Source organism: Flavobacterium degerlachei, assembly GCF_900106645.1.
In the GTDB taxonomy this organism is placed as follows: domain Bacteria; phylum Bacteroidota; class Bacteroidia; order Flavobacteriales; family Flavobacteriaceae; genus Flavobacterium; species Flavobacterium degerlachei.
Map to the genome: position 1 here is coordinate 161,017 of NZ_FNMV01000001.1, position 22,674 is coordinate 183,690.

Sequence of the window (22,674 nt, forward strand, 5' to 3'; positions counted from 1 at the left end):
GTCGAGACTTTTTTTATGTTTAAAACCAAGCTTTTTTATTAAGCTGATACGTTTGATAAAATTCTTCATCTGACTTGGTCAAATATATTATTCCTTCTATCCAGCCCAATAAAGTCGTTACTGTACCACAAGTACAAAGACTGATCACTAACCATATTATCCCCTCAGTCGTATATCCTAAAAGGAATTTATGAATCCCAAAAGGACCTAAAAGAATGGCAAGTAATCCTGCTGCCAATTTCTTATTGTTTACTTGAGGTGGTTGCGGGTTATTCCAGTGTTCGTATTTTGTGTTTTCCATGTATTAGTTATAATTGTAAATGTTTTCGATAAATAAATATATAAATTATTATTTAAAGGCGCTATCGATAGGCTCCCAAAGTTCAATTTTATTTCCTTCGGGATCTAAAATCCAACCAAATTTACCGTAATCATAGGACTCCATTTCCCCTACAAGAGTCACGCCTTCTAGCTTTAATTGCTCTAGAAGTTTCTCTAAATTGGCAACTCTGAAATTTTGCATAAATTGTTTTTCGCTGGGAGCAAAATAAGTGGTGTCATCTGCAAATGGAGACCATTGCGTAGAACAATCTGCCCCATCGTTGTCTTTCCACCAGAAGGTCGATCCGTAATCATCTGTTTTTAAACCCAAATGTTTCCCGTACCAAGAAACCAGTTCTTTTGAGTTCTTAGATTTGAAGAAAAAACCTCCAATTCCTGTCACTCGTTTTTCGTCTTCTGGCTTTAGGGGTTCCCCAAAATATTTTACTTTTATCTTATCAACAATAACTTGCGCCAGTCGTTCATGACTCTCAAATGTCCAACCCGCTACATGCGGTGTTAAGATCACATTTAGTGCTTCCAGTAAATACTGAAACGCTTCAGGAGTATTGTCCTCTTGAAAAAGAGTCTCAAATGACAATTTCTCATATTCTAAAACATCGAGTCCTGCTCCTAAAATTTTTCCAGATTGCATAGCAGCTACCAAATCAGCAGTAACGATGTTTTTCCCGCGTGAGGTATTGAAAATCCAAAAAGGCTTGGCAAAACCGCCTATAAATGCCGCATCGACCATTTTATTAGTCTCTGGAGTCCAGGGAATGTGTAAACTCAAAACATCCGCTTTTAGTTGTAATTCTTCAAGTGAAACTTGTTTTGCATTTGCATCAGCCACATTTTCCTGAATATCATAACACAAGACTTGTACATCAAAACCGCGTAGTTTCTTGGCAAAGGCTTTTCCCATGTTTCCATATCCAATAATCCCAACTGTTTTACCGTCGAGTTCATGGCCGCGATTCCTTTCGCGATTCCAATGTCCGGAACGAATTTCTCTATCAGCCGTATTTAGTTTATTGAAAAGGGACAGAATCATTCCCAAAGTATGCTCAGCAACTGCGTTTCTGTTTCCTTCAGGAGCAGCGATTAATGTAACGTTTTTAGCTTCGGCATAATCACAGTCAATACTTTCTAGTCCTGCTCCTACTCTCGCTATAAATTGCAAATTAGTGGCTTTGTCCAAAAATTCTTTGTCAATTTTAAATCGGCTACGAATTACGATTCCTTGATAGTCTTGAATTTTAGCTTCGATTTCTTCTTTAGTTGAAGTGAAATCTTCGTGGTTTGTAAAACCCAGTTCTTGCAATTGTCCCATTAATATGGGGTTATTGCTATCGATGTGGAGAATTTTAATGTTTTCTTGTTTCAAAATATCCGTTTTTGATTTGAATGAGATTCAAAGTTACAAATTTGATTTGGAAACGTAGCTCGCATTAGGGATGGAAGTGGCATCCCACGCTTTTTTAAGCGTGGATATAGCGGACAGCCCGACCCGCCTTTTGTTGGCGGGAAATGACCAAATTATATTTATCCTTTGATTTTTTTTAATGCTGCTTTGATTCCGCGTATTATCGACGAACTAAAGCCATGAGATTCCATTTCGCTTAATCCAGCAATCGTGCAACCTTGCGGAGTGGTTACGCGATCTATTAATTGTTCTGGATGCACTTGTTCCTCCATTAGCATTTTAGCCGCACCTTTGACAGTTTGCGCCGAAATATCTAGAGCAGTTTGCCAGTCAAAACCAATCTCAATACCGGCTTGCATAGAAGCACGAATGTAACGCAATGCAAATGCTGTACCGCTGGCCGCAAGTACTGTTGCCGCATCCATCAACTTCTCGTCAATGACAGGCGCAGTACCTAAATCCTTGAAAAGGTCAACTAACTTTTGCCCTTGCTCCGCATTTTCTTGTTGAAAAGAGATACAAGTCGCTGATTCTCCAAACTGCGCGGCGATATTAGGCATTATACGGATGGCTTGATTAGCAGTTCCAATTTTACCTTGCAAGGCTTCAGTTGAAAGACCAGTTACTGCCGAAGCAATTATTTTGTTATTTATGACTGGTAGAATTTCAGATAAAACCAAATCAACTTGGTATGGTTTTACGGTCAAAATAATAATATCGGCTTCTTGAATATGGTGTGTATTATCAGTAGAAATAGTAATTCCTAATGATTCCAGATGCTGAATTTTGCTTGTATTTCTTCGGGTAACGGTTATTTTATGGTTGTTGGAAAATTTTGCAATTCCGATAGCAACAGAAGCGCCTAGATTTCCGCCTCCTACAATGTGAATATTCATTTTATTAGTTATTAGTTGGTTGTTATAGTTAAGTCGTTGTTTTTAATTTTAGAATCCCAGAATCATTTTTGCTATTGAAAAATAAATTAAAATTCCACAAATATCATTACTGGTAGTTATAAATGGTCCTGTTGCCAGTGCGGGGTCAACTCCAAATTTATCTAATAATAAAGGTATAAATGTACCTATAAGCGAAGCGATAATAATTACCGAAACTAAGGCACTGGTAATAACAACCCCAATTATAGGCGGCTCACCTAAAAGAAAATAACTTCCTAAAAACAAGATAGACGCTAGTATAGCTCCGTTAAACAAGCTCAAAGAAATCTCTTTTATAAGACGGTTGAATAATGATCCGCTCAAGGTATTATTAGCTAAACCTTGAACAATTATTGCTGAGGATTGAACTCCAACATTTCCTGCCATTGCGGCAATCAGAGGAGTAAAAAAGAATAAATTTCCGTGTTCAGCCATGGCTCCTTCAAATAAGCCCAACACTCTTACGGTGATAAATCCCCCCAAAAGCGCTAAAACTAACCAAGGCAAACGTGCTTTAGACAGCTCTAGAATACTATCATCGGCTTCTACATCCTGCGAGATACCTGCAGCCAACTGGTAATCCTTGTCTGCTTCGTCCCTGATCACATCAATAATATCATCAATGGTAATACGACCTACTAATCGTCCCATAGCATCAACAACAGGAATGGCTTCCAAGTCATATTTTTGCATGATTCTGGCTACTTCAACATCTTCGGCATCAACGTTTACAGAGGTTACTTTTTTGATATAAATTTCGGCAATCTGTGTTTTTGTAGAAGTAGTCAATAAATCTTTAAGTGACAACCTTCCTTTTAGTCTGTTTTCATCGTCTACAACATAAATAGAATGTACACGAGATACATTCTCAGCTTGGGCACGCATTTCTTTTACGCAGGTTAGTACACTCCAGTTTTCGTTGACTTTTACAAGCTCTTTCCCCATCAAACCACCAGCGGTATCCTCGTCATATCGCAAAAGGTCAATAATGTCCTTCGCATGTTCTAAATCGTCCAGCTCAGAGATTACCTCTTCTTTTTTGGATTGCGAAAGTTCAGCGATGATATCCGCAGCATCATCCGTATTCAGCTCATCCAGCTCCTCTGCAATCTCTTTTGCAGAAAGTCTTTTTAAGATGTTTTCCCTTAAATCGTCTTCTAATTCTAGAAGTATTTCAGATGTTTTCTCTGAATCTAATACCTTAAAGATATAAGTTGCCTCATCAAAATCCAGTTCATCCAGAATCTCGGCAATATCAGCATGGTGCATGTCACTAAGAAGACGCTCTAATTCGCTGTCGTTCTTATTAACAATATGTTGCTCTAATTCGAGTATTAAGTCTTTGCTGATTTTAAATTCCATCGGCTTCTATTTTTTGGGTAAGTTCAATAAATTGCGCTACATCCAGCTGTTCTGGGCGTAAGTTAAAAACGACATCTTCCCTCAACTCATCTGATAGATTCAATGTCTTTAAACTATTACGAAGGGTTTTTCTACGTTGTTGAAAAGCAGTTTTCACTACCGTAAAAAACAACTTTTCGCTGCAAGGCAAACTATAGTCTTCTTTTCTACGCATGCGCATCACTCCAGATTTCACTTTTGGTGGCGGAATAAATACGTTTTCATCAACAGTAAATAAATATTCTACGTCATAGAAGGCTTGTGCCAAAACAGATAATATTCCGTAAGCTTTAGATCCTTTCTTTTCACAAATACGCTGTGCCACTTCTCTTTGAAACATCCCAGCAAATTCTGGAATTTGGTGTTTCAACTCCAATGTCTTAAAAACAATTTGAGTAGATATGTTGTATGGAAAGTTCCCAATAATTGCGAATTGTTTTCCCTCAAAAACTTCATTGATATTGTATTTCAAGAAATCCTTTGAAATAATTTTATCTTTTAATTTTGGGTAATTCTCATCTAAGTAAGTAACTGATTCTGTATCGATCTCAATTACATACGTATTAATAGGCTTGTCTAGCAAGTACTTTGTAAGCACTCCCATTCCTGGTCCTATTTCTAACACATCCTCGTATCCTTCTAGATTGATCGTGTCAGCAATTGCTTTTGCAATGCTTTCGTCCTTCAAGAAATGTTGCCCGAGGTGTTTTTTAGCTTTTACTTTTTCCATGTTTTTTGTTTAAAGTTTAAAGTTTAAAGTTCCAAGTTTATCAACTCAACACTTTTCCCTTAAACTATTCTTAAATTAGAGAAGACAATTCGCTTCATCTAATATGTGTAATAAATCCCTTTATTGATGCAGAAACCCCAAAACTGAATACGGACTACTTTCCGCTAATGGTCAGAAATCAATTCCAACTCAGTTCTAAAAGCGAGCATTTTATCTCCAAATAAACTTACACCTTCTTCCCTAAATCTAGGTGCATCTTCCTGATAGTATTTCTCTAGAGTTTCCTTGCTGTCTGTGGTATATTGAGCAGAGTAAGTTACGCCTCCCATTTCCTCTTCAATCAAAACGCGAACCAATCGCGCAGAAGAGAATTTTCCCGTCGCTAAAATTTCAGGAATGTGTTTGTGTTGCATCCAAATCATCCATTGATCGTGAACGCTTTCGTGTATGTTTGTGGTAACGTTGTATATTATCATTTTCCTTGTTTAATTGTTGATTTGTTTAATCGGCTAACCTTTTCCTTATAAATTCGTGTCTCCTCTTAATTTCCTAAAACTCTTTCTTGCCTCTACAAAGTAAATGCTGTCCTGATGATTGAAAATTATTTTTTCATATAATGGCTTTGCCTTTTCCGGCGTTGCCAGTTTTTTATTGAAAATTTCTGCTGAGAAAAACAAGGCTTCATCTATATAAATTCCGTCATTATGATGCTCTATTATCTCTTGGTATTGGCTTAAAGCCAAATTAAAATCTCCCGTTTTTTCGTAAACCTTAGCTAAACGCAAAAGCGTTACTGCCTCTATTTCCTGCCCTTTAAACTTTTGCAAAATAGACTGAAACTGGGCAATGGCCTCTTTATTTCTATTTTGGTACAAAAGGTAATCTCCTTTAGCGAATTCCTTCAATGCCGCTTGTGTCGAATCAGCAACGGTATTATCATTTATCAAAAGAAAGTATTCTAAAGCATCGTTAGCAATCAATTGCGTACTGGCTGATTTCAATTCCTTGAATTGCTTTAATGCCCAAACAAAATCAGTTTTAAAATAGCTGGTTTTTGCTGCTTTCAAAGTCGCTTCATGCGCCAGCACATCATTCTTCAGGTTCATCTCTATCTGAGAATAATAAAGCAATGCCTGATTGAATTTTTCTTCGAAAAGTAAAATATCTGCCAACTCCATTTTTGCCTGCGCCACTTGAAAATCGTTCAATTGTAGCTCGAGTGTTTTTTTTATAATTGCTCTTCCTTGTTCTGGATCTTTCAAATTAAAGGCCACAAAATGCGCCTGAATTAATTGCAAAGATAAGGTAAAAGGACTAATCTCATATTCAGCTAGCAAAGCAGACAATTCCTTATTAATTGCAGCAAAATCTTTATCCTGTGCCTTGGCAATTTTCATTTTGATCAAATACGTCTGCGCTTGAATAAGCATCTCTAAATCTTTGGTGTTTGTTATCACAAAATCCAAAATTTCCACCGCCATCTCCTGATCTTCTTCCTCTATAGATAAGTGCGCCAAATTCACGATATTAGCCAATGATTCTGGATTGCGCTTGTAGATTGCTTTTTCTTGAATAAAAGCCTTCGAAAATTCTTTTTGTTGCACGTAAAACCAACTCAAAAAACGGTTCCAAAACAAATCTTGGCTTTTTTGTACCCGCACAATCAATCCTTTTCTTAGCATTTCACTAAAATTACCATCACTATCATCAGACATGAAGCGAGATAATTGATTTTGAATGATTATCGAATTTTGCGGATTTGCATACGATTCATCCAGAAAAGTGGAGATCATCATTTCTGTGTTGCCTAATTGCCCGTAAAGCAATCCATTCTGATAATTAAAATTATATTTGGGCTCTACCTCTGCAGCAATTTGATATGCTTTTAGAGCATATTCTAACAAAACCTTTTTCTCGAAAGAACTAGAAATACCAAAAACTTCATTGGGATTTTTCTTAACTCTATCTAAGGCTTGATTATAATATTCTTTAGCTTTTACATCTTGTTTTTGCAACTGATAATTATAACCAATTTCAACAAGAAGATTTCCTTGCTTACTCTTTTCTAATCTGTCTTTAATTGCTTTTTCTGCAATGCTAAATTGCTGCAATTGTTGGTAACAATCAATAGTTCTTAGAAAATAAGCTGTATTATAAGGAAGTGCTTTTAGTAATTCTTCATAACTAATTTTAGCTTTTTCAAAATCACCCTTATCATAGTAATATTGAGCCAATTGTTCGTTTTGAGAAAAACAAACCAATGAAAAAAACAGAGTGATATGTAGAAGGAGTTTTTTCATTATTCATGTTTATAATCGCAACAAACAGTTCCATCACAAAGCTGAGTTAACCGCAAATTCGCAAATTATTTTCTATACAAAACTAATATTCAATACTTTGAAAAATAAAACCATTAAGAAATTAAGTTTATTAAGTTTAATGCTCCTAAATTTCTCAATGGTTTTAAAAACTTCGCTGTTTATTGGACAGTAATTAATTTATAATATCAAATCCACAGTATGGACGTAAAACCTCTGGAATTACAATTCCGTCCGCAGTTTGGTAATTCTCAAGGATTCCTGCAAGCACTCTTGGCAAAGCCAAAGAACTCCCGTTAAGGGTGTGTGCCAATTGGTTTTTACCGTCTTTGTCTTTGAAACGCAATTTCAACCGATTCGCCTGAAAGGTTTCAAAATTTGAAACTGAAGAGATCTCCAACCAACGATCTTGCGCTGTTGAGAAAACTTCAAAATCATAAGTCAATGCTGATGTGAAACCCATATCTCCACCACAAAGACGTAATATTCTATATGGTAATTTTAATTCGTTTAGAATCTCTTTTATGTGTTCTACCATTCCGTCCAAAGCTTTGTAAGAATTGTCAGGGTGCTCGACACGTACAATTTCTACTTTGTCAAATTGATGCAAACGGTTTAATCCACGTACATGCGCTCCATAAGAACCTGCTTCACGACGGAAACAAGGTGTGTAAGCCGTAGTTAAAATTGGCAATTCATTTTCAGAAAGAATTACATCTCGAAACATATTCGTTACCGGAACCTCGGCCGTTGGAATTAAGTATAAATCATCTGCAGCATCGTGGTACATTTGCCCTTCTTTGTCTGGCAATTGTCCAGTTCCATAAGCTGACGCCTCATTTACCATATGCGGCACTTGAACTTCATTGTATCCTGCTGCTGTATTTTTATCTAAAAAATAGTTAATCAAAGCGCGTTGTAATCTTGCTCCTTTTCCTTTATAAACAGGAAATCCGGCACCTGCGATTTTAACTCCCAATTCGAAATCAATGATGTCGTATTTTTTTACTAATTCCCAATGTGGTTGTGCACCTTCATGCAAAACAGGAACTGCACCTTCTTCAAACACATTTAAGTTTTCCTCTGGAGTTTTTCCTTCAGGAACGATATCAGCTGGTAGATTAGGTAAAGTGTATAGTTTCTCCAAAAGTTCTTGTGCAATAACATCGGCTATTTCAGCTAATCTTTTGCTTTTCTCTTTTAGTAAAACTGTTTTTTCTTTAAGTATTGCTGCTTTTGATTTCTCTCCAGCTTTCATCAATTCGCCAATGTCTTTGGATAATTTATTAGATTCAGATAAAATACCGTCTAACTCGACTTGGGTAGCACGACGTCTTTCGTCTAGTTGTACCACTTCTTCAACAACACTTTTGGCATCCATATTCCTTTTTGCCAAAGCCTTGATTACTTTTTCCTGATTCTCTCTAATAAATGCGATTTGTAACATAGCTTGATTTTTATGACTCTACTTATATATTAATGGAAGCAAATTTAAGGAAATGTTTCATACTTATAGGAACAAAAGTTTTTTTAGAAAAAAATTTCGCAAAGATGCACAAAAGAGGACATAGAGTTTCGCCAAGTCTTATAAAACTATTTGCGAAACTCTGCTTTTTTTTCTTTGTGAATCTTTGTGAAACTAATTAATTAAGCTCTTTTAATCTCGTGCCCAACAAACTCTTCCAAGGCTGCAAACATATCATCAACTGAAAGCACTTCAGTATCAGGGTGTGATTTTAAGAAGTTAGCATTCAGAGCCACTAAATCTTCTTCGATTGCTGCAAATGATTGTGCATTTAATATATCTCTTGTTGGGTTTACGCCTTCCAGCTTTCCTTTCAGAAATTTATTCATTTTCACACTGCTCATTAATTTGGCTTTTTTACTTTGTTGTTGAAAGAATTCTAAGTGTTTCTCGGCACCAATTAAAGCCAAACCTTCTTCTACTAATTCGTTTAGTTCTTTATCCCAAGCTGAATTATATACAAACTGAGCAAAATTCCCTTCGGTGCATTGCGCTGTATAATAATCCAAATAATAACTCATGATCCCATCTTCGTGAATCAAATCATCATCAATTTTTTCTTCACGCATTAAGTTGATTACCGAAATATTAGAATTGATAATATCTTGCGGGTTTTCGCTAGCTGCTGCAGTTTCTGAAATAATTATTTTACCGAATTCCATTTGTTTTATTTTTAAGGAGTGTGCTGCAAATTTCGGGTAAAATAGCGAAGAATCGAAATGTTTTTTTCAGCCTCGAATTACACAGATTTACATTACTGTTTGGGATATAGGTACCAGACGACATAATGAATTTCTATTCTCTATACATTGTTTTTTACCACATAGAAAACAGAGCTCTCCTCTAAGTGAATAAGGCGTTTCACTTATTTAAAGAAAATCATAGGTAAAAATGGTTCTTTCCCACCTCGATCAATTTTGATTTCTGCCGAGTCTCATTACAAACCTCATTTTATCTCTAAAAAAGAATGCAAACCCACCAATGAAATATAAAATCACATCTATAAAATCTGCAGTATATCTCGAATTAAATTGAGGAAGATAATACTCAAAATAAAAAGAATAATAGCCCGCGAGTAAGACTATAAATCCAATAGAAAGCTCAAAATAACTGTCTTTTTTAAGACGCCGAATGATATACGTAATTGCACCAAGTGTGAGCGGGAGGTATAGCAAATCATTCACGTAATTATTAATCAGCCAGGGTAATTGAAAGCCCGATCGCTGCATAACATAAATAGTCAGAGTAATCAGTGACAGTGTGGCATAAAGCCCCTTTTTAAAGCTAATAAATGAGCACCGTTGTTGCCCCTCCAATAAAACAATTTCTATATTTTTATCTGACATTGTTATTTGTTTTAGCCTGCAGCCGCCGCTACAACTATAGAAATAAGGAATCCGATGAGCATTGAAAAGAAAACCCAAATTAAATAACTAACTTGAAAAATTGCTCGTATAATAATGTTCGAATGGTTCTTTCCCTTTTTTAAAAATACATCTACCCGACTTGGTTCTATGGTTTTTTGCTTCTCTATTTTCACTTGAAGCTTTTTTTCCCTTTCTAATTGCCGCTTTAAAACTATATTTATGATTGCGCCGCAGTTGCTACAGTAATCTGAATCTGTATTAACCGTATTACATTCTAAACACTTTATATAAGATTTACTCATAACACTTTTGTTAAATCATAATTTACGACTTTAGAAGTCAAATCGATATTCTTCAAACATAAATTAATCTGAATTCACTGCTTCACTTATTTAAAGAAACTTATAGCCAAAACACAAAAATGATTTACCCATTAGCAGATTCATCGTCCTTTTTCTGTTGATTCATTTTCCTAACCAAAGCCTTCAATCGTAAGGCGCTTGCTTTTTTATCCTCTTGAAGCTTAGCCTTTTTCCTATTTAGCAATTTGGTGTGTAAAGCCTTGTTTTTTGTGTTTTTTTCGGGTCCTTTTGCCATTGTTGGGAAATTACAATAATTTAGTTTGCAAAGATAAAAAAGTAAAACTCCTTATAGTTAAGTTATGCAGAATAATAAATTCTTCAACTAGTTTAAACTAAAGGAAAATCAAACACAAAATGGTTAGAACATGTGATTTATTGACACAATTATTCAATTCATCACAAATCCACTAGCCCCGATAGCAGTGAAAATCCTTTTACTTTTTCTTTAAAAAGTAAAAGATTGCAACGTATAGCGGGAAATAGCTTCAAATAAAAATTGGATTCCTTATTTTTGCAGCCAATAAAATTGAATCATGATACAGAATCCAAAAAGATATACGATTACAGCGGCATTGCCTTATACGAACGGACCAATTCATATTGGCCATTTGGCGGGTGTTTACGTACCTTCAGATATTTATTCCCGTTACCTGAGGTTGCAAGGAAGAGACGTTTTGTTTCTTTGCGGAAGCGACGAGCACGGCGTGGCTATTTCAATGAAAGCAAAGAAAGAAGGCATAACACCTCAGGAAGTAATTGATAAATACGATGGAATTATTCGTAAATCATTTATTGACTTTGGAATTTCGTTTGATAATTATTCTAGAACTTCGGCTAAAATTCATCATGACACGGCCTCAGAATTTTTCACAACGTTGTATGAAAAAGGTGATTTTATCGAGCAGGTCACAGAGCAATTGTATGATGCAAAAGCGGATCAGTTTTTGGCAGATCGTTTTGTAATAGGAACTTGTCCAAAATGTGGTAACGAAGAAGCATACGGTGATCAATGCGAAAAATGTGGCTCAACTTTGAACGCTACTGATTTGATCAACCCAAAATCAACTATCACAGGAGAAACTCCTATTATGAAATCAACGAAACACTGGTTTTTGCCTTTGGATCGTTACGAAGATTTCTTAAAAGAATGGATTCTTGTAGGACATAAAAACGACTGGAAGCCCAATGTTTACGGACAAGTTAAATCTTGGATTGACGGCGGATTGGAACCTCGTGCAGTAACACGTGACCTAGATTGGGGAATTGACGTTCCTGTTGAAGGTGCCGACGGAAAAAAATTATATGTGTGGTTTGATGCCCCGATTGGTTACATCTCATCCTCGAAAGAATGGGCTTTGCGCGAAGGAAAAGAATGGGAACCGTACTGGAAAGATCAGGATACAAAACTGGTTCACTTTATAGGAAAAGACAATATTGTTTTTCACTGTATCATTTTCCCAGCGATGTTGAAAGCAGAAGGAAGTTATATTTTACCAGACAATGTGCCTGCAAATGAGTTCTTGAATTTAGAAGGAAATAAACTATCGACTTCTAAAAACTGGGCAGTGTGGTTGCACGAATATTTGGAAGAATTTCCCGGTCAACAGGATGTTCTGCGTTATGCATTGACATCAAACGCTCCTGAAACAAAAGACAACGATTTTACTTGGAAAGATTTTCAAGCAAGAAATAATAATGAATTAGTTGCCATTTTCGGAAACTTCATTAACCGCGTGGTGGTTTTAACCAATAAATATTACGAAGGAATTGTTCCAAGTCCAAATACATTTTCGACTGTTGATGAAGCAACTTTAACAGAGTTGAAAGCGTATCCAGCCGTGATTTCGAGTTCTTTGGAACGTTATAGATTCAGAGAAGCTTTGGGCGAGATGATGAATGTCGCTCGTTTAGGAAATAAATACTTGGCAGACGAAGAACCTTGGAAAATGATAAAAACGGATGCTGGTCGTGTACAAACTCAAATGTATGTTGCCTTGCAAATCGCAGCAGCTTTGAGTTCACTTTGCGAACCTTTCTTGCCGTTTACAGCTAAGAAATTATCTAGAATTTTAAAAATTGAAAGTTCGTTGAGTTGGAGTACAATTTCTGAAAGTTCAGACTTACTACCAGCGGGACACCAAATAGGAGAAGCTGAATTATTGTTTGCTAAAATTGAAGATGAAGAAATTCAGAAACAAATAGACAAACTAGAGGCTACAAAAACAGCTAACAAAGCGGAAAACAAGCTAGTAGAATCACAAAAAGAAGCAATTCAGTTTGATGATTTTGCCAAAATGGACCTGCGTGTTGGAACCATTCTAGAAGCAGAGAAAATGCCGAAAGCAAACAAGCTTTTAATCTTGAAAGTAGACACAGGTATTGACGTTCGTATGATTGTTTCAGGTATTGCCGAGAGTTTTAAACCAGAAGACATTGTAGGGAAAAAAGTGACTGTTTTAGTGAACTTGGCCCCGAGGACTTTGCGTGGTGTTGAAAGTCAAGGAATGATTTTGATGTCAACCAATACCGAAGGAAAACTGGTTTTTGTAAATCCAGATACGGAAGGTGTTGCGAATGGCGAGACGATAAATTAATAAAAGTCTGAACACGAATTTCATAGATTATCACTAATTAACTGGTGACAATTCATGTAATTCGTGTTCTTTTTTAAAAGGAAGCACAGATGACCAATGCAAAACCAAGATTAGCCCTTGCTTTCGGAATACTATGTATTTCTATTTTTCCAATATTGGTCAAACTCAGATTGACTCCTGGATTAATTTCGGCATTTTACAGAATGGCAATTGCTATTTCTTTATTACTGCCTTATGTCCTAATCACTAAAAAATTTCAACTACCCGAGAAAAAACATATGCTACTTGCGATTATTTGCGGTGTCTTATTTGCTTCGGATGTTGCGGTCTGGAATATTGCTATCCAGGAATCAAGTGCTACACAAGCCTCGCTACTGACTAACTTATCACCATTATGGGTAGGTATTATTTCTTATATGTTTTTAAAAACCAAACCTGCCACTAATTTTTGGATTGGAACTACGGTAGCCTTATTTGGAATGGCAATGTTAGTTGGCTTCAAGTTCTTTCTCGAATTAGACTTTGACAATGCTTTTATACTAGCCGTATTATCAGGGATATTCTATTCCATTTATTTATTGGTCAGTAAAAAAGCCTTGACACATATAGATGTACTTTCATTTATGGTCATTAGTTTGCTCGCATCGACAGTATATTTAGCAGTAGTTTGCGTTGTGATGAAAGAACCTTTTTCGGGTTTTTCAGATATGGGCTGGTTGGTTTTACTGATTCAAGCTGTGGTTTGTCAATTGATGGCTTGGTTATCGATCAGTTATGCAACGCAGCATATGCGTCCCACGCGAGTTTCATTGAGTTTACTTGGCCAGGCGGTACTAACTTCAATTTTAGCTTGGCTCTTTTTGGATGAAAAAATTACATTAAATATGATAATAGGAGGTATAATACTACTTCTAGGAATCCGAATTACCTTTTTTACCAAAACACTTTCAATCAAAAATTTATTTAAAAAAACAAAAGAAGATTCCTCTTTGACAACATAAACAGACATGAAAAATTTAAAAGTAATAGCCTTCGATGCTGATGACACCTTATTTATAAATGAAACCTATTTTGCCGAAACCGAAGAAAAGTTCTGCGCACTAATGGGAGACTACTTATCAAAACAAGGGATTTCACAACAGCTTTTCAAAGTAGAAATCGACAATTTAAAAATATATGGTTATGGAATTAAAGGATACATCCTTTCCATGATTGAAGCCGCTATGAGTATTTCTAATAATACCATTCCGATTGAAATTATTGAAAAAATCATACAATACGGAAAAGAATTAACTGAAAAACCTATTGTATTACTTGAAGGCGTTGAAGAGACACTTGAAGCCTTACACGGAAAATACAAACTCGTTGTGGCTACAAAGGGAGATCTATTAGACCAACGTAGAAAACTACATAATTCTGGATTGGGGAGATATTTTCACCATATCGAAGTGATGTCAGACAAGCAACAGGTTGATTATTCCGACCTGATAAAACGTTTGGAAATAACACCCGGGGAGTTCTTAATGATAGGTAACTCACTGAAGTCTGATGTTTTGCCGGTTTTAGAAATTGGAGGGTTCGCTATTCACATCCCATTTCACACTACATGGGCACACGAAAAAATAGACCACAAAATTGTACATGAAAACTTCAAGAATTATGATAAAATTAGTGCTGTGTTAAATTTTTTAGACTAAAAGAAGACATATTTAATCTCGAATTCCTTGTAAAGGCATCAAAACCCTAGAATAACGGCACATTACATTCTTAAATAAAAGCAAAATAAAAGATTTTTTAATAATTTTTATTATAAAATATTATCAAAAAATCTATACCAAGGTGCTTTTTATAAGATTATAACTAATTCTTATATAATTAACACATAGAAATTTCTTATTAAACATTATGTCGTAAATTTGCATAAATTTAAAAAAATAAAATTATGAAAAAACTTATACTAACGTTGATTTGTGCTGCGGCAATCACAACAGTAAGTGCTCAAAATGAGACTGAAAAAACAGCTACTAATACTGACTACAACAAATGGTCTATTGAATTGGCTGCTGGTGTAAACAAACCACAAAGACCAATGACTTCAGGTTATTTTACATCAACTCCAAGTCCTTACGTTATTGATTTAGGAGCTAGATATATGTTTAACAACAAATTTGGTTTGAAAGCTGACTTTGGTTACAACAGCTTCGAAGGAAAAGACGAATCTAAATCTTTTGACACTAAGTACTACAGAGTTGATTTACAAGCTGTAGCTAACTTAGGAAGAATCATGAACTTCGAAACTTGGACTAACACAATTGGTTTATTAGGACACGCTGGTTTTGGTTTATCAATGTTAGAGAGAGAAGATCCTTCTTACGTAAAAGACAGAATGGGTAATTTCATGGCTGGTGTAACTGGACAAATCAAATTAACTGATAGAATCTCTTTAACTGGAGATTTCACAACTATTCTTAATGCAGCACAAAATGCAGCATTTGATGGTGCAAGTACTCGCGCTTCAAGAGGATTTCAAGGAATTCTTTTTAACGGTACTGTAGGTGTAACAGTTTACTTAGGTAAAAATGCAAAACATGCTGACTGGGTAACTCTTGTTGATAAAGATGTATTAGCTTTAACTGATAGAGTTGATAATATTGAAAACAAAATGTTAGATACTGACAATGATGGTGTAGCTGATTACCTAGACCAAGAAGCAAATACTGCTTCTGGAGCTTTAGTTAACACTAAAGGTGTTTCAGTTGACGCAAACAACAATAATGTTCCAGATGACGTAGAAAAATACATCATGGAGAACTATACTAGTAAAACTGACAAATCTCCAATGTTAAGCAACAATGAGTTAATCAAAAGCTTAATTAATGGTGGTTATGTTGCTACTTATTTTGATTTTGATAAGTCTACTCCAACAAATGTTTCTACTGAAGGTATTGATTTCATCTTAACTTACTTAAGAAACAATCCTACTGCATCAGTTGACATTATTGGTCATGCTGACGAAATTGGAAGATCTGCATACAATGACAAATTGTCTAACGCAAGAGCTAACAAAGTAAAAAGTATCTTATTAAAAGCAAATGTTGATGCTTCAAGATTGAATGTAATTGCAGCTGGTGAAGATAATTCAGTTGATAAAGATTCAGAATTGGCTAGAAAACTAGTAAGAAAAGTTACTTTCAGAATAAAATAATTTACACATAGATTATTTAAAAAGCCCTAAAGGAAAATTCCTTTAGGGCTTTTTTCATTTAACCTATCTCACAACTACATCTACAAAATTACAAGAAAAAAATATTGATTAGTAAAATTATAAAACAACGAATTTTAAATTCAAAACAATAGTAGTATTTTTGAACAATACTAAAATCAAAAAATATTGAAAGCACTATTGGACATAGAAAAATGGCCTAGAAAAGAACATTTTCATTTCTTCAAACAATTCGAAGAACCCTTCTTTGGCGCCACAGTAGAAATCGATTGTACAAGAGCTTACGAAAATTCAAAAAAACTAGACAGTTCTTTTTTCATCTATTATCTACACAAAACTTTAGTTGCAGTCAACAGCATTGAATCATTTCGCTATCGCATTTCAGCCGATACGATTGAGATACACAATCGAATTGACGCCTCAGCGACCATAGGACGAGCCGACGGTACCTTTGGATTCTCATTAATAGAATACAACCTTAATTTTGACATTTTTAAAGCAACTGCGTTAGCGGAAATCGCACGTATTCAAAATACCACTGGTATTTTTACTCGAACATTTGAATCTGACAATATGATTCATTTTTCAGCTATTCCTTGGCTGAATTTTACTTCCCTTTCACATGCGAGAAGTTATACTTTTCCCGATAGTTGCCCAAAAATTTCCTTTGGCAAAATGATGGTGGCTGAGACTGGAAAGAGAACAATGTCCATGTCCGTTCATGTACACCATGGATTAATGGACGGTATGCAACTGGGACAATTTGTCGATTGTTTTCAAGAAATTATGAATCAATAAACAAAGGTTTTTGTAACTTTACTGTCAACACTAAATACTACAACATGTTATCAAAAAATATTGAAAAAGCACTGAACGATCAAGTTCGTATAGAAGCTGAATCTTCGCAAATCTATCTTTCGATGGCATCTTGGGCTGAAATTCACGGCTTGGCAGGTATCGCAAAATTCATGTACCTCCAATCAGATGAGGAACGTGCCCACATGCTTAAATTAGTGCGATTCATTAATGAACGTGGAGGCCATGCTAAAGTATCCGAATTAAAGGCACCAAAAACAACTTATGAAACATTCAAAGAAGTATTTAATGAAGTTTATAAACATGAAGTTTTTGTATCAGAAGCTATAAATGAATTGGTACATATATCCATCACTGAAAAGGATTATGCCACTCATAACTTTTTACAATGGTACGTAGCTGAACAAATTGAAGAAGAGGCGCAGGCTAAAACCATCTTAGACAAAATAAACCTGATCGGTGACGATAAGGGTGGTCTTTATTTATTTGATAGAGATTTGGAACAACTAAGCACAAACGGCTCGACCTCTGGTATCTAAAAAAGCATTTGCAATTTGGCACTTGCGTAATAGGGTAACTTTAATCTAATTTAAAAAAATTGGGTAAAAAAGATAAAAATAAAAAGAAGAACAAAGAGAAGAAAGATGCCGATCCCGGTAAGCTCAAGTCAAAATGTTGCGAAAAATATAAAAAAGGAGAAGACAAGCGTTGTAAAAAATGCCCCAGATTTGATTTAGACAAATAGCAAGATTGACTTTTGTTAAACTAAAAAAACCATCGATTACTGTCGATGGTTTTCATTTTGCATTCAGTCTCAAGACATTTAAACAAGTCTACTTACCTAAAAGCATCACTTCATTAGCAACCACTTCCGTAACATAGCGTTTTTCACCATTTTTATCCTCGTAGCTCCTGTGTGTCAATTTCCCATCGATAGCAATCTCCTTGCCTTTGGTTACATATTTTTCTATGATCTCGGCCGTTTTTCCCCAGGCTACTACCTTGTGCCATTCCGTCTGTTCAACCTTTTCTCCTTTATCATTTTTGTAACTCTCATTAGTCGCGATAGTTAAATTCGCTAACTTTCTTCCTCCTTCAAAAGTTTTGATTTCCGGATCATTCCCTACGTGTCCAATTAACTGTACTCTGTTTCTCATTGCATTCATGGCGTGTAAAATTTAAATGTTTATGTTAGATTAAAACTCATGCCGATTGTATTTTGATTTCGACATTGCAAAGATCTGACAGCTTCATAAATTTATTCGGTTGGTATTCAATTACTTTCGGTTGTAAATATTTGTAAACGTTTGTAAACGGATACTAATTGTATTATATTTACTGCAAAAAATAAATAATATGCCGAATACCATACAGTCTATTGAGTTAAGAAACTTAAAAATAGAGGACTACAAAGAATTAAAAAAATCAATGGTTGAATCTTATCCAGAAATGGCAGATTCATTTTGGCAAGAAGAACAATTAGAAATTTTACTAAAAAAATTTCCTGAAGGACAACTCGTTATTGTAGTTGACGGAATTGTTGTAGGTTCAGCTTTATCAATTTTGGTAACTGAAGATTTCGCTTTCAAAACAAAAACATATAAAGACATTACTGGTAATTATACTTTTTCAACACATAATTCAGAAGGAGAAGTTATATATGGAATTGACGTTTTTATCAATCCAAAATATCGTGGACTTCGATTAGGAAGACGTTTGTATGATGTTCGAAAAGAATTATGCGAGCAATTAAATCTGAAATCAATCATTTTTGCAGGTAGAATTCCTTCTTACGGGAAATACAAAAATGAAATTACTCCCAAAGTTTATATCGAAAAAGTAAAGAAAAAAGAGATTTACGATCCTGTTTTATCTTTTCAATTAAGTAATGATTTTCACGAAGTTCGTGTACTAAAAAACTATTTAGAAGGCGATACTGAATCCTTAGAATATGCTGTATTATTAGAATGGAATAACATTTATTATGAAGACAGCCCAAAATTAATTAATGTTAAAAAAAGCGTAGTTAGGCTGGGATTAATCCAATGGCAAATGCGCTCATTAGCGAATTTAAATGCTTTATTTGATCAAGCTGAATTTTTCATTGACACTGTTTCTGGCTACGAAAGTGATTTCGCATTATTTCCAGAGTTTTTTACAGCACCATTAATGGCTGATTTCAATCATTTATCAGAACCGGAAGCGATTAGAGAACTAGCAAAACATACTGAAGCCGTAAAGCTAAAATTTCAAGAATTTGCTATTTCCTATAACATCAATATTATCACAGGTAGTATGCCGTTTATAGAAGATGGACATGTTTATAATGTAGGCTTTCTATGCAAACGTGACGGTACAAACGAAATGTATCGTAAAATTCATATTACACCTAATGAAGTGTTCCATTGGGGAATTACCGGAGGAAATGCTATCCAAACCTTTGACACCGATTGTGGAAAAGTTGGGGTTATAATTTGCTATGATGTTGAGTTCCCAGAGCTTTCTAGATTAATGGCAGATGAGGGAATGAACATTTTATTTGTCCCTTTCCTAACCGATACCCAAAATGGATATACGCGCGTTAAACATTGTGCTCAAGCACGAGCCATTGAAAACGAATGCTATGTTGCTATTGCAGGTTGTGTAGGTAATTTACCGAAAGTGAATAATATGGACATACAATATGCTCAGGCAGCTGTATTTACTCCATCTGATTTTGCATTTCCAAGTAATGGAATTAAAGCTGAAGCGACACCAAATACTGAAATGACTTTGATTGTTGATGTTGACATCAATCTTTTAAAAGAACTACACGAACACGGAAGTGTAAAAATACTGAAAGACAGAAGACATGATTTATATAGTCTGAAAAAAATATAATAATGAAAAATTGTTTAGAATGTGAAGAAAAAATTGTGGGCAGGGAAGATAAAAAATTCTGCAGTGACGGTTGTCGCAATGCCTACAATAACAAAATAAACAAAGACAACAATAATTTTATGCGCAACATCAACAATAAGTTGCGCAAAAATTATCGTATTCTCTTAGAACTTAATACCGATGGAAAGTCAAAGACAACAAGAGCAAAACTACTAAGCAAAGGTTTTGATTTTGAATTTTTCACTAACATATTAAAAACAAAAACAGGAAATACCTACTATTTCTTGTATGATCAAGGCTATCTGCTTTTAGACAATGATTTTTACATGCTAGTGAAAAAAGATATTTAATACCACATCCCCAATCCCCAAAGTATGAAAAAAGGTTTTTCCTCCCTATTTTGCGTTTTATTTATCCTGACAATCCTAGGGATACTTTACTTCACAATGATGCCCCAACGGACTTCAGATGACGTACCACTTTCTGAATTTTCTACAAAGAGAGCGTTCACGCAAGTAGAGGCGATTTCACAACAACCACATTACGTAGGTTCCAAAAATCATGAAAAAGTAGCGGAATACCTTCAACAGGAATTACAGAAACTGGGATTGGAAACATCTATACAAGAAGGTTATACCTTAACAGATTGGGGAAATTTAGTAAAATCAAAAAATATCTTAGCCCGAATAAAAGGGACACAAAACTCAAAAGCATTATTATTGCTTACTCATTACGACAGTGCTCCACATTCATCGTCCTATGGCGCAAGTGATGCAGGCTCTGGAGTTGCCACAATTCTAGAAAGTGTACGCGCTTTTTTATATGCAAAGACACCGCATAAAAATGACATTATCATTCTTTTCTCAGATGCTGAGGAATTGGGGTTAAACGGTGCAGCTTTGTTTGTAACAGAACACCATTGGGCAAAGGAAATAGGGCTAGTTTTAAATTTTGAGGCTCGTGGCTCATCAGGACCTAGTTATATGTTAATGGAAACCAATAATGGCAACGCTGGATTGGTAAAAGAGTTTGCCGCTGCTGACGCTCCCTTTCCGGTAACCAATTCATTGATGTATAGCATTTACAAAATGCTTCCTAACGATACTGATTTAACTGTTTTTAGAGAAAAAGGAAATATTCAAGGTTATAATTTTGCATTTATTGACGATCATTATAATTACCATACTGCACAAGATGATAGCAAACATTTAGATAAAAACACATTGGCTCATCAAGGAACTTACTTGATGCCTTTATTAAATTACTTTTCGAATGCTAATTTGAACACAACTCAAATTACAAATGACGAGGTTTATTTTACAATCCCATATACTTTTATACATTATCCTTTTAGTTGGGTTTTGCCAATGTTGTTTATTGCATTAATCCTATTTGTTTTTTTAATTTTTATAGGGATTGGCAAAAGAATTCTATCATTTCCAGAAATCATAAAAGGATTTGTTCCTCTATTGGGTTCCATAATAACAACTGGATTGCTAACTTATTTAGGATGGAAAGGACTTTTGTTGGCCTACCCGCAATACAATGATTTGCTGAATGGTTTTACCTATAATGGACATGCCTACATTGCTGCCTTTGTACTACTGAGTATGGCAATTTGTTTGGCCTTTTATCAGAAATTATCGGCTAAAAAACGCACGATGAACTATTATGTAGCACCATTATTTCTATGGCTTGTTATAAATGGCCTGATCGCATTTTATTTACAAGGCGCTGGGTTTTTAATTATTCCAGTATATTTTGCAATTTTCACTTTTGGATTTTTTATTGTTACACAAAAATCAAGCGTGCTTCTAAACCTTATTTTAGGTATTCCCGCTTTATTGCTAATCGCTCCATTTATTCAAATGTTCCCAATAGGTTTGGGGCTAAAAGTACTTTTTGGAAGTGCCATTCTTACAGTGCTAACTTTTGTATTGCTTCTGCCTGTTTTTGATACTTTTGTCAAAAAGGGAAGATGGGCATTGTTCTTTCTATTCATCTCCATCGGATTTTTTGCGAAAGCGCATTACGAATCGGGTTATGAAAAAGGCAAAGCCAAATCAAATAGCTTGGTTTACATTTATGATGCCGATAAAAATAAAGCCGACTGGGTTACTTATGATAAAAATCTGGATTATTGGACTAAAACCTATTTAGGAGAAAACCCAAAAGAAGGAGTTTCTTATAATGAAACGCCATTATTTAGCAAATACGCTTCTAAATTCACCTTTGCTACCGAAGCGCCCGTGAAGGAATTGGCACAACCTACAATTGAATTTCTAAAAGACAGCTTGAGTGGTAATCAACGTTATCTTAAAATTAAAATTAGTCCTAATAGACGGGTTAATCGCTATGATATTTTTGCTAGTGAAAAAATAGTTTTTAATGACTTCAAAGCTAATGGCGCAACCCAACTAGAACAGCAGGGTTCTAAAATGAATCGCAAAGGAAAGAAAATCTTAAGTTATTATGTTGTTAATAATGAACCGCTAGAAATGCAATTTACCATTCCTAAATCGGCTCTTTTTGATATGCAACTTCTAGAAAGCTCTTTTGATTTAATGGCTAATCCATTATTCAACATAGCTCCTAGAGCTTCGTGGATGATCCCAACTCCTTTTGTTTTAAATGATGCTGTGGTTATCAAAAAAAGAATCAAACCCACACCAAAAATAATCGAAGTTCCTGTATTTATTCAGACTACTAAAATAATCCAACGAAAGGTAGTAGCTCCCGTTGTAAAGGACACTTTATAAAAAAGATTAATATTTAA

General features: G+C 35.1%; 23 protein-coding genes and 1 pseudogene. 10 read left to right on the forward strand and 14 right to left on the reverse strand.

All coding sequences use genetic code 11. The annotated features are described in order from the left end of the window. Nucleotides 1-19: 19 nt before the first annotated feature. The 13 genes and pseudogenes from BLV91_RS00630 to BLV91_RS16935 all read right to left on the reverse strand — a co-directional run bounded on the left by BLV91_RS00630 (nt 20) and on the right by BLV91_RS16935 (nt 10,620). Entirely contained in the window at nt 20-301 is a 282-nt protein-coding gene (locus BLV91_RS00630; protein WP_091428503.1) for a TM2 domain-containing protein, read from the reverse strand. A gap of 48 nt (nt 302-349) precedes the next feature. Next, nucleotides 350-724, reverse strand: coding sequence for a VOC family protein (locus tag BLV91_RS17310; protein ID WP_394331827.1), 375 nt, complete (start codon nt 722-724; stop codon nt 350-352). Nucleotides 725-760: 36 nt separating this feature from the next. Further along, a pseudogene (locus BLV91_RS00635) lies at nt 761-1,654 on the reverse strand (2-hydroxyacid dehydrogenase); the annotation flags it as partial. Nucleotides 1,655-1,866: 212 nt separating this feature from the next. After that, a complete protein-coding gene (gene proC, locus BLV91_RS00640) occupies nt 1,867-2,643 on the reverse strand; it encodes a pyrroline-5-carboxylate reductase (RefSeq protein WP_091428506.1) in 777 nt (258 codons plus the stop codon). A gap of 48 nt (nt 2,644-2,691) precedes the next feature. Then, a complete protein-coding gene (gene mgtE, locus BLV91_RS00645; RefSeq protein ID WP_091428508.1) occupies nt 2,692-4,044 on the reverse strand; it encodes a magnesium transporter in 1,353 nt (450 codons plus the stop codon). Next, nucleotides 4,034-4,813, reverse strand: coding sequence for a 16S rRNA (adenine(1518)-N(6)/adenine(1519)-N(6))-dimethyltransferase RsmA (gene rsmA, locus BLV91_RS00650; RefSeq protein ID WP_091428511.1), 780 nt, complete (start codon nt 4,811-4,813; stop codon nt 4,034-4,036). The genes mgtE and rsmA overlap by 11 nt, the downstream gene beginning before the upstream one ends. Before the next feature lie 164 nt (nt 4,814-4,977). Then, nucleotides 4,978-5,289: a DUF4286 family protein gene (locus tag BLV91_RS00655; RefSeq protein WP_091428512.1), complete on the reverse strand. Its 312-nt coding sequence runs from the start codon at nt 5,287-5,289 to the stop codon at nt 4,978-4,980. A gap of 45 nt (nt 5,290-5,334) precedes the next feature. After that, complete coding sequence (locus BLV91_RS00660; protein ID WP_091428514.1) at nt 5,335-7,113, reverse strand: tetratricopeptide repeat protein; 1,779 nt, start codon at nt 7,111-7,113, stop codon at nt 5,335-5,337. A 193-nt stretch (nt 7,114-7,306) separates the two neighbouring features. Then, entirely contained in the window at nt 7,307-8,578 is a 1,272-nt protein-coding gene (gene serS, locus BLV91_RS00665; protein WP_091428515.1) for a serine--tRNA ligase, read from the reverse strand. A gap of 200 nt (nt 8,579-8,778) precedes the next feature. Beyond that, nucleotides 8,779-9,318 carry a DMP19 family protein gene (locus tag BLV91_RS00670; protein WP_091428516.1) on the reverse strand — a complete coding sequence of 180 codons (540 nt, stop codon included), beginning with the start codon at nt 9,316-9,318 and terminating at the stop codon, nt 8,779-8,781. A gap of 249 nt (nt 9,319-9,567) precedes the next feature. Beyond that, entirely contained in the window at nt 9,568-10,002 is a 435-nt protein-coding gene (locus tag BLV91_RS00675) for a hypothetical protein (protein WP_245709577.1), read from the reverse strand. Nucleotides 10,003-10,013: 11 nt separating this feature from the next. After that, entirely contained in the window at nt 10,014-10,325 is a 312-nt protein-coding gene (locus BLV91_RS00680) for a hypothetical protein (RefSeq protein WP_091428518.1), read from the reverse strand. Nucleotides 10,326-10,449: 124 nt separating this feature from the next. After that, nucleotides 10,450-10,620: a hypothetical protein gene (locus tag BLV91_RS16935; RefSeq protein ID WP_175513922.1), complete on the reverse strand. Its 171-nt coding sequence runs from the start codon at nt 10,618-10,620 to the stop codon at nt 10,450-10,452. A gap of 298 nt (nt 10,621-10,918) precedes the next feature. Between BLV91_RS16935 and metG the strand changes: the two genes are divergently transcribed. From metG to BLV91_RS16940, 7 genes are all read left to right on the forward strand, one after another. Continuing rightward, complete coding sequence (gene metG / locus BLV91_RS00685; RefSeq protein WP_091428519.1) at nt 10,919-12,979, forward strand: methionine--tRNA ligase; 2,061 nt, start codon at nt 10,919-10,921, stop codon at nt 12,977-12,979. 89 nt (nt 12,980-13,068) lie between these two features. Further along, nucleotides 13,069-13,980, forward strand: coding sequence for a DMT family transporter (locus BLV91_RS00690; protein WP_091428521.1), 912 nt, complete (start codon nt 13,069-13,071; stop codon nt 13,978-13,980). A gap of 6 nt (nt 13,981-13,986) precedes the next feature. Further along, the gene (locus BLV91_RS00695) at nt 13,987-14,676 is read left to right on the forward strand and encodes an HAD family hydrolase (RefSeq protein WP_091428522.1); all 690 of its coding nucleotides are present in this window, start codon (nt 13,987-13,989) and stop codon (nt 14,674-14,676) included. Between the two features lie 245 nt (nt 14,677-14,921). After that, a complete protein-coding gene (locus BLV91_RS00700) occupies nt 14,922-16,184 on the forward strand; it encodes an OmpA family protein (protein ID WP_091428524.1) in 1,263 nt (420 codons plus the stop codon). Nucleotides 16,185-16,370: 186 nt separating this feature from the next. Next, nucleotides 16,371-17,000: a chloramphenicol acetyltransferase gene (locus BLV91_RS00705; protein WP_091428526.1), complete on the forward strand. Its 630-nt coding sequence runs from the start codon at nt 16,371-16,373 to the stop codon at nt 16,998-17,000. A gap of 44 nt (nt 17,001-17,044) precedes the next feature. Beyond that, entirely contained in the window at nt 17,045-17,557 is a 513-nt protein-coding gene (locus BLV91_RS00710; RefSeq protein ID WP_091429096.1) for a ferritin, read from the forward strand. Between the two features lie 59 nt (nt 17,558-17,616). Then, complete coding sequence (locus BLV91_RS16940; protein WP_175513923.1) at nt 17,617-17,763, forward strand: hypothetical protein; 147 nt, start codon at nt 17,617-17,619, stop codon at nt 17,761-17,763. 88 nt (nt 17,764-17,851) lie between these two features. Here BLV91_RS16940 and BLV91_RS00715 read toward each other — a convergent pair whose 3' ends face one another. Continuing rightward, on the reverse strand, nt 17,852-18,184 hold the full coding sequence (locus BLV91_RS00715) for a single-stranded DNA-binding protein (RefSeq protein ID WP_091428527.1): 333 nt from the start codon (nt 18,182-18,184) through the stop codon (nt 17,852-17,854). A 190-nt stretch (nt 18,185-18,374) separates the two neighbouring features. On the opposite strand from BLV91_RS00715, the gene BLV91_RS00720 reads away from it, so the two are divergent. From BLV91_RS00720 to BLV91_RS00730, 3 genes are all read left to right on the forward strand, one after another. Next, nucleotides 18,375-19,898 (forward strand): carbon-nitrogen hydrolase family protein, encoded by a 1,524-nt coding sequence (locus tag BLV91_RS00720; protein WP_091428529.1) that lies wholly within the window; start codon nt 18,375-18,377, stop codon nt 19,896-19,898. A gap of 2 nt (nt 19,899-19,900) precedes the next feature. Then, a complete protein-coding gene (locus BLV91_RS00725) occupies nt 19,901-20,248 on the forward strand; it encodes a hypothetical protein (protein ID WP_091428531.1) in 348 nt (115 codons plus the stop codon). A gap of 96 nt (nt 20,249-20,344) precedes the next feature. Next, a complete protein-coding gene (locus BLV91_RS00730) occupies nt 20,345-22,657 on the forward strand; it encodes a M28 family peptidase (RefSeq protein ID WP_091428533.1) in 2,313 nt (770 codons plus the stop codon). The last annotated feature ends 17 nt before the right edge of the window (nt 22,658-22,674 follow it).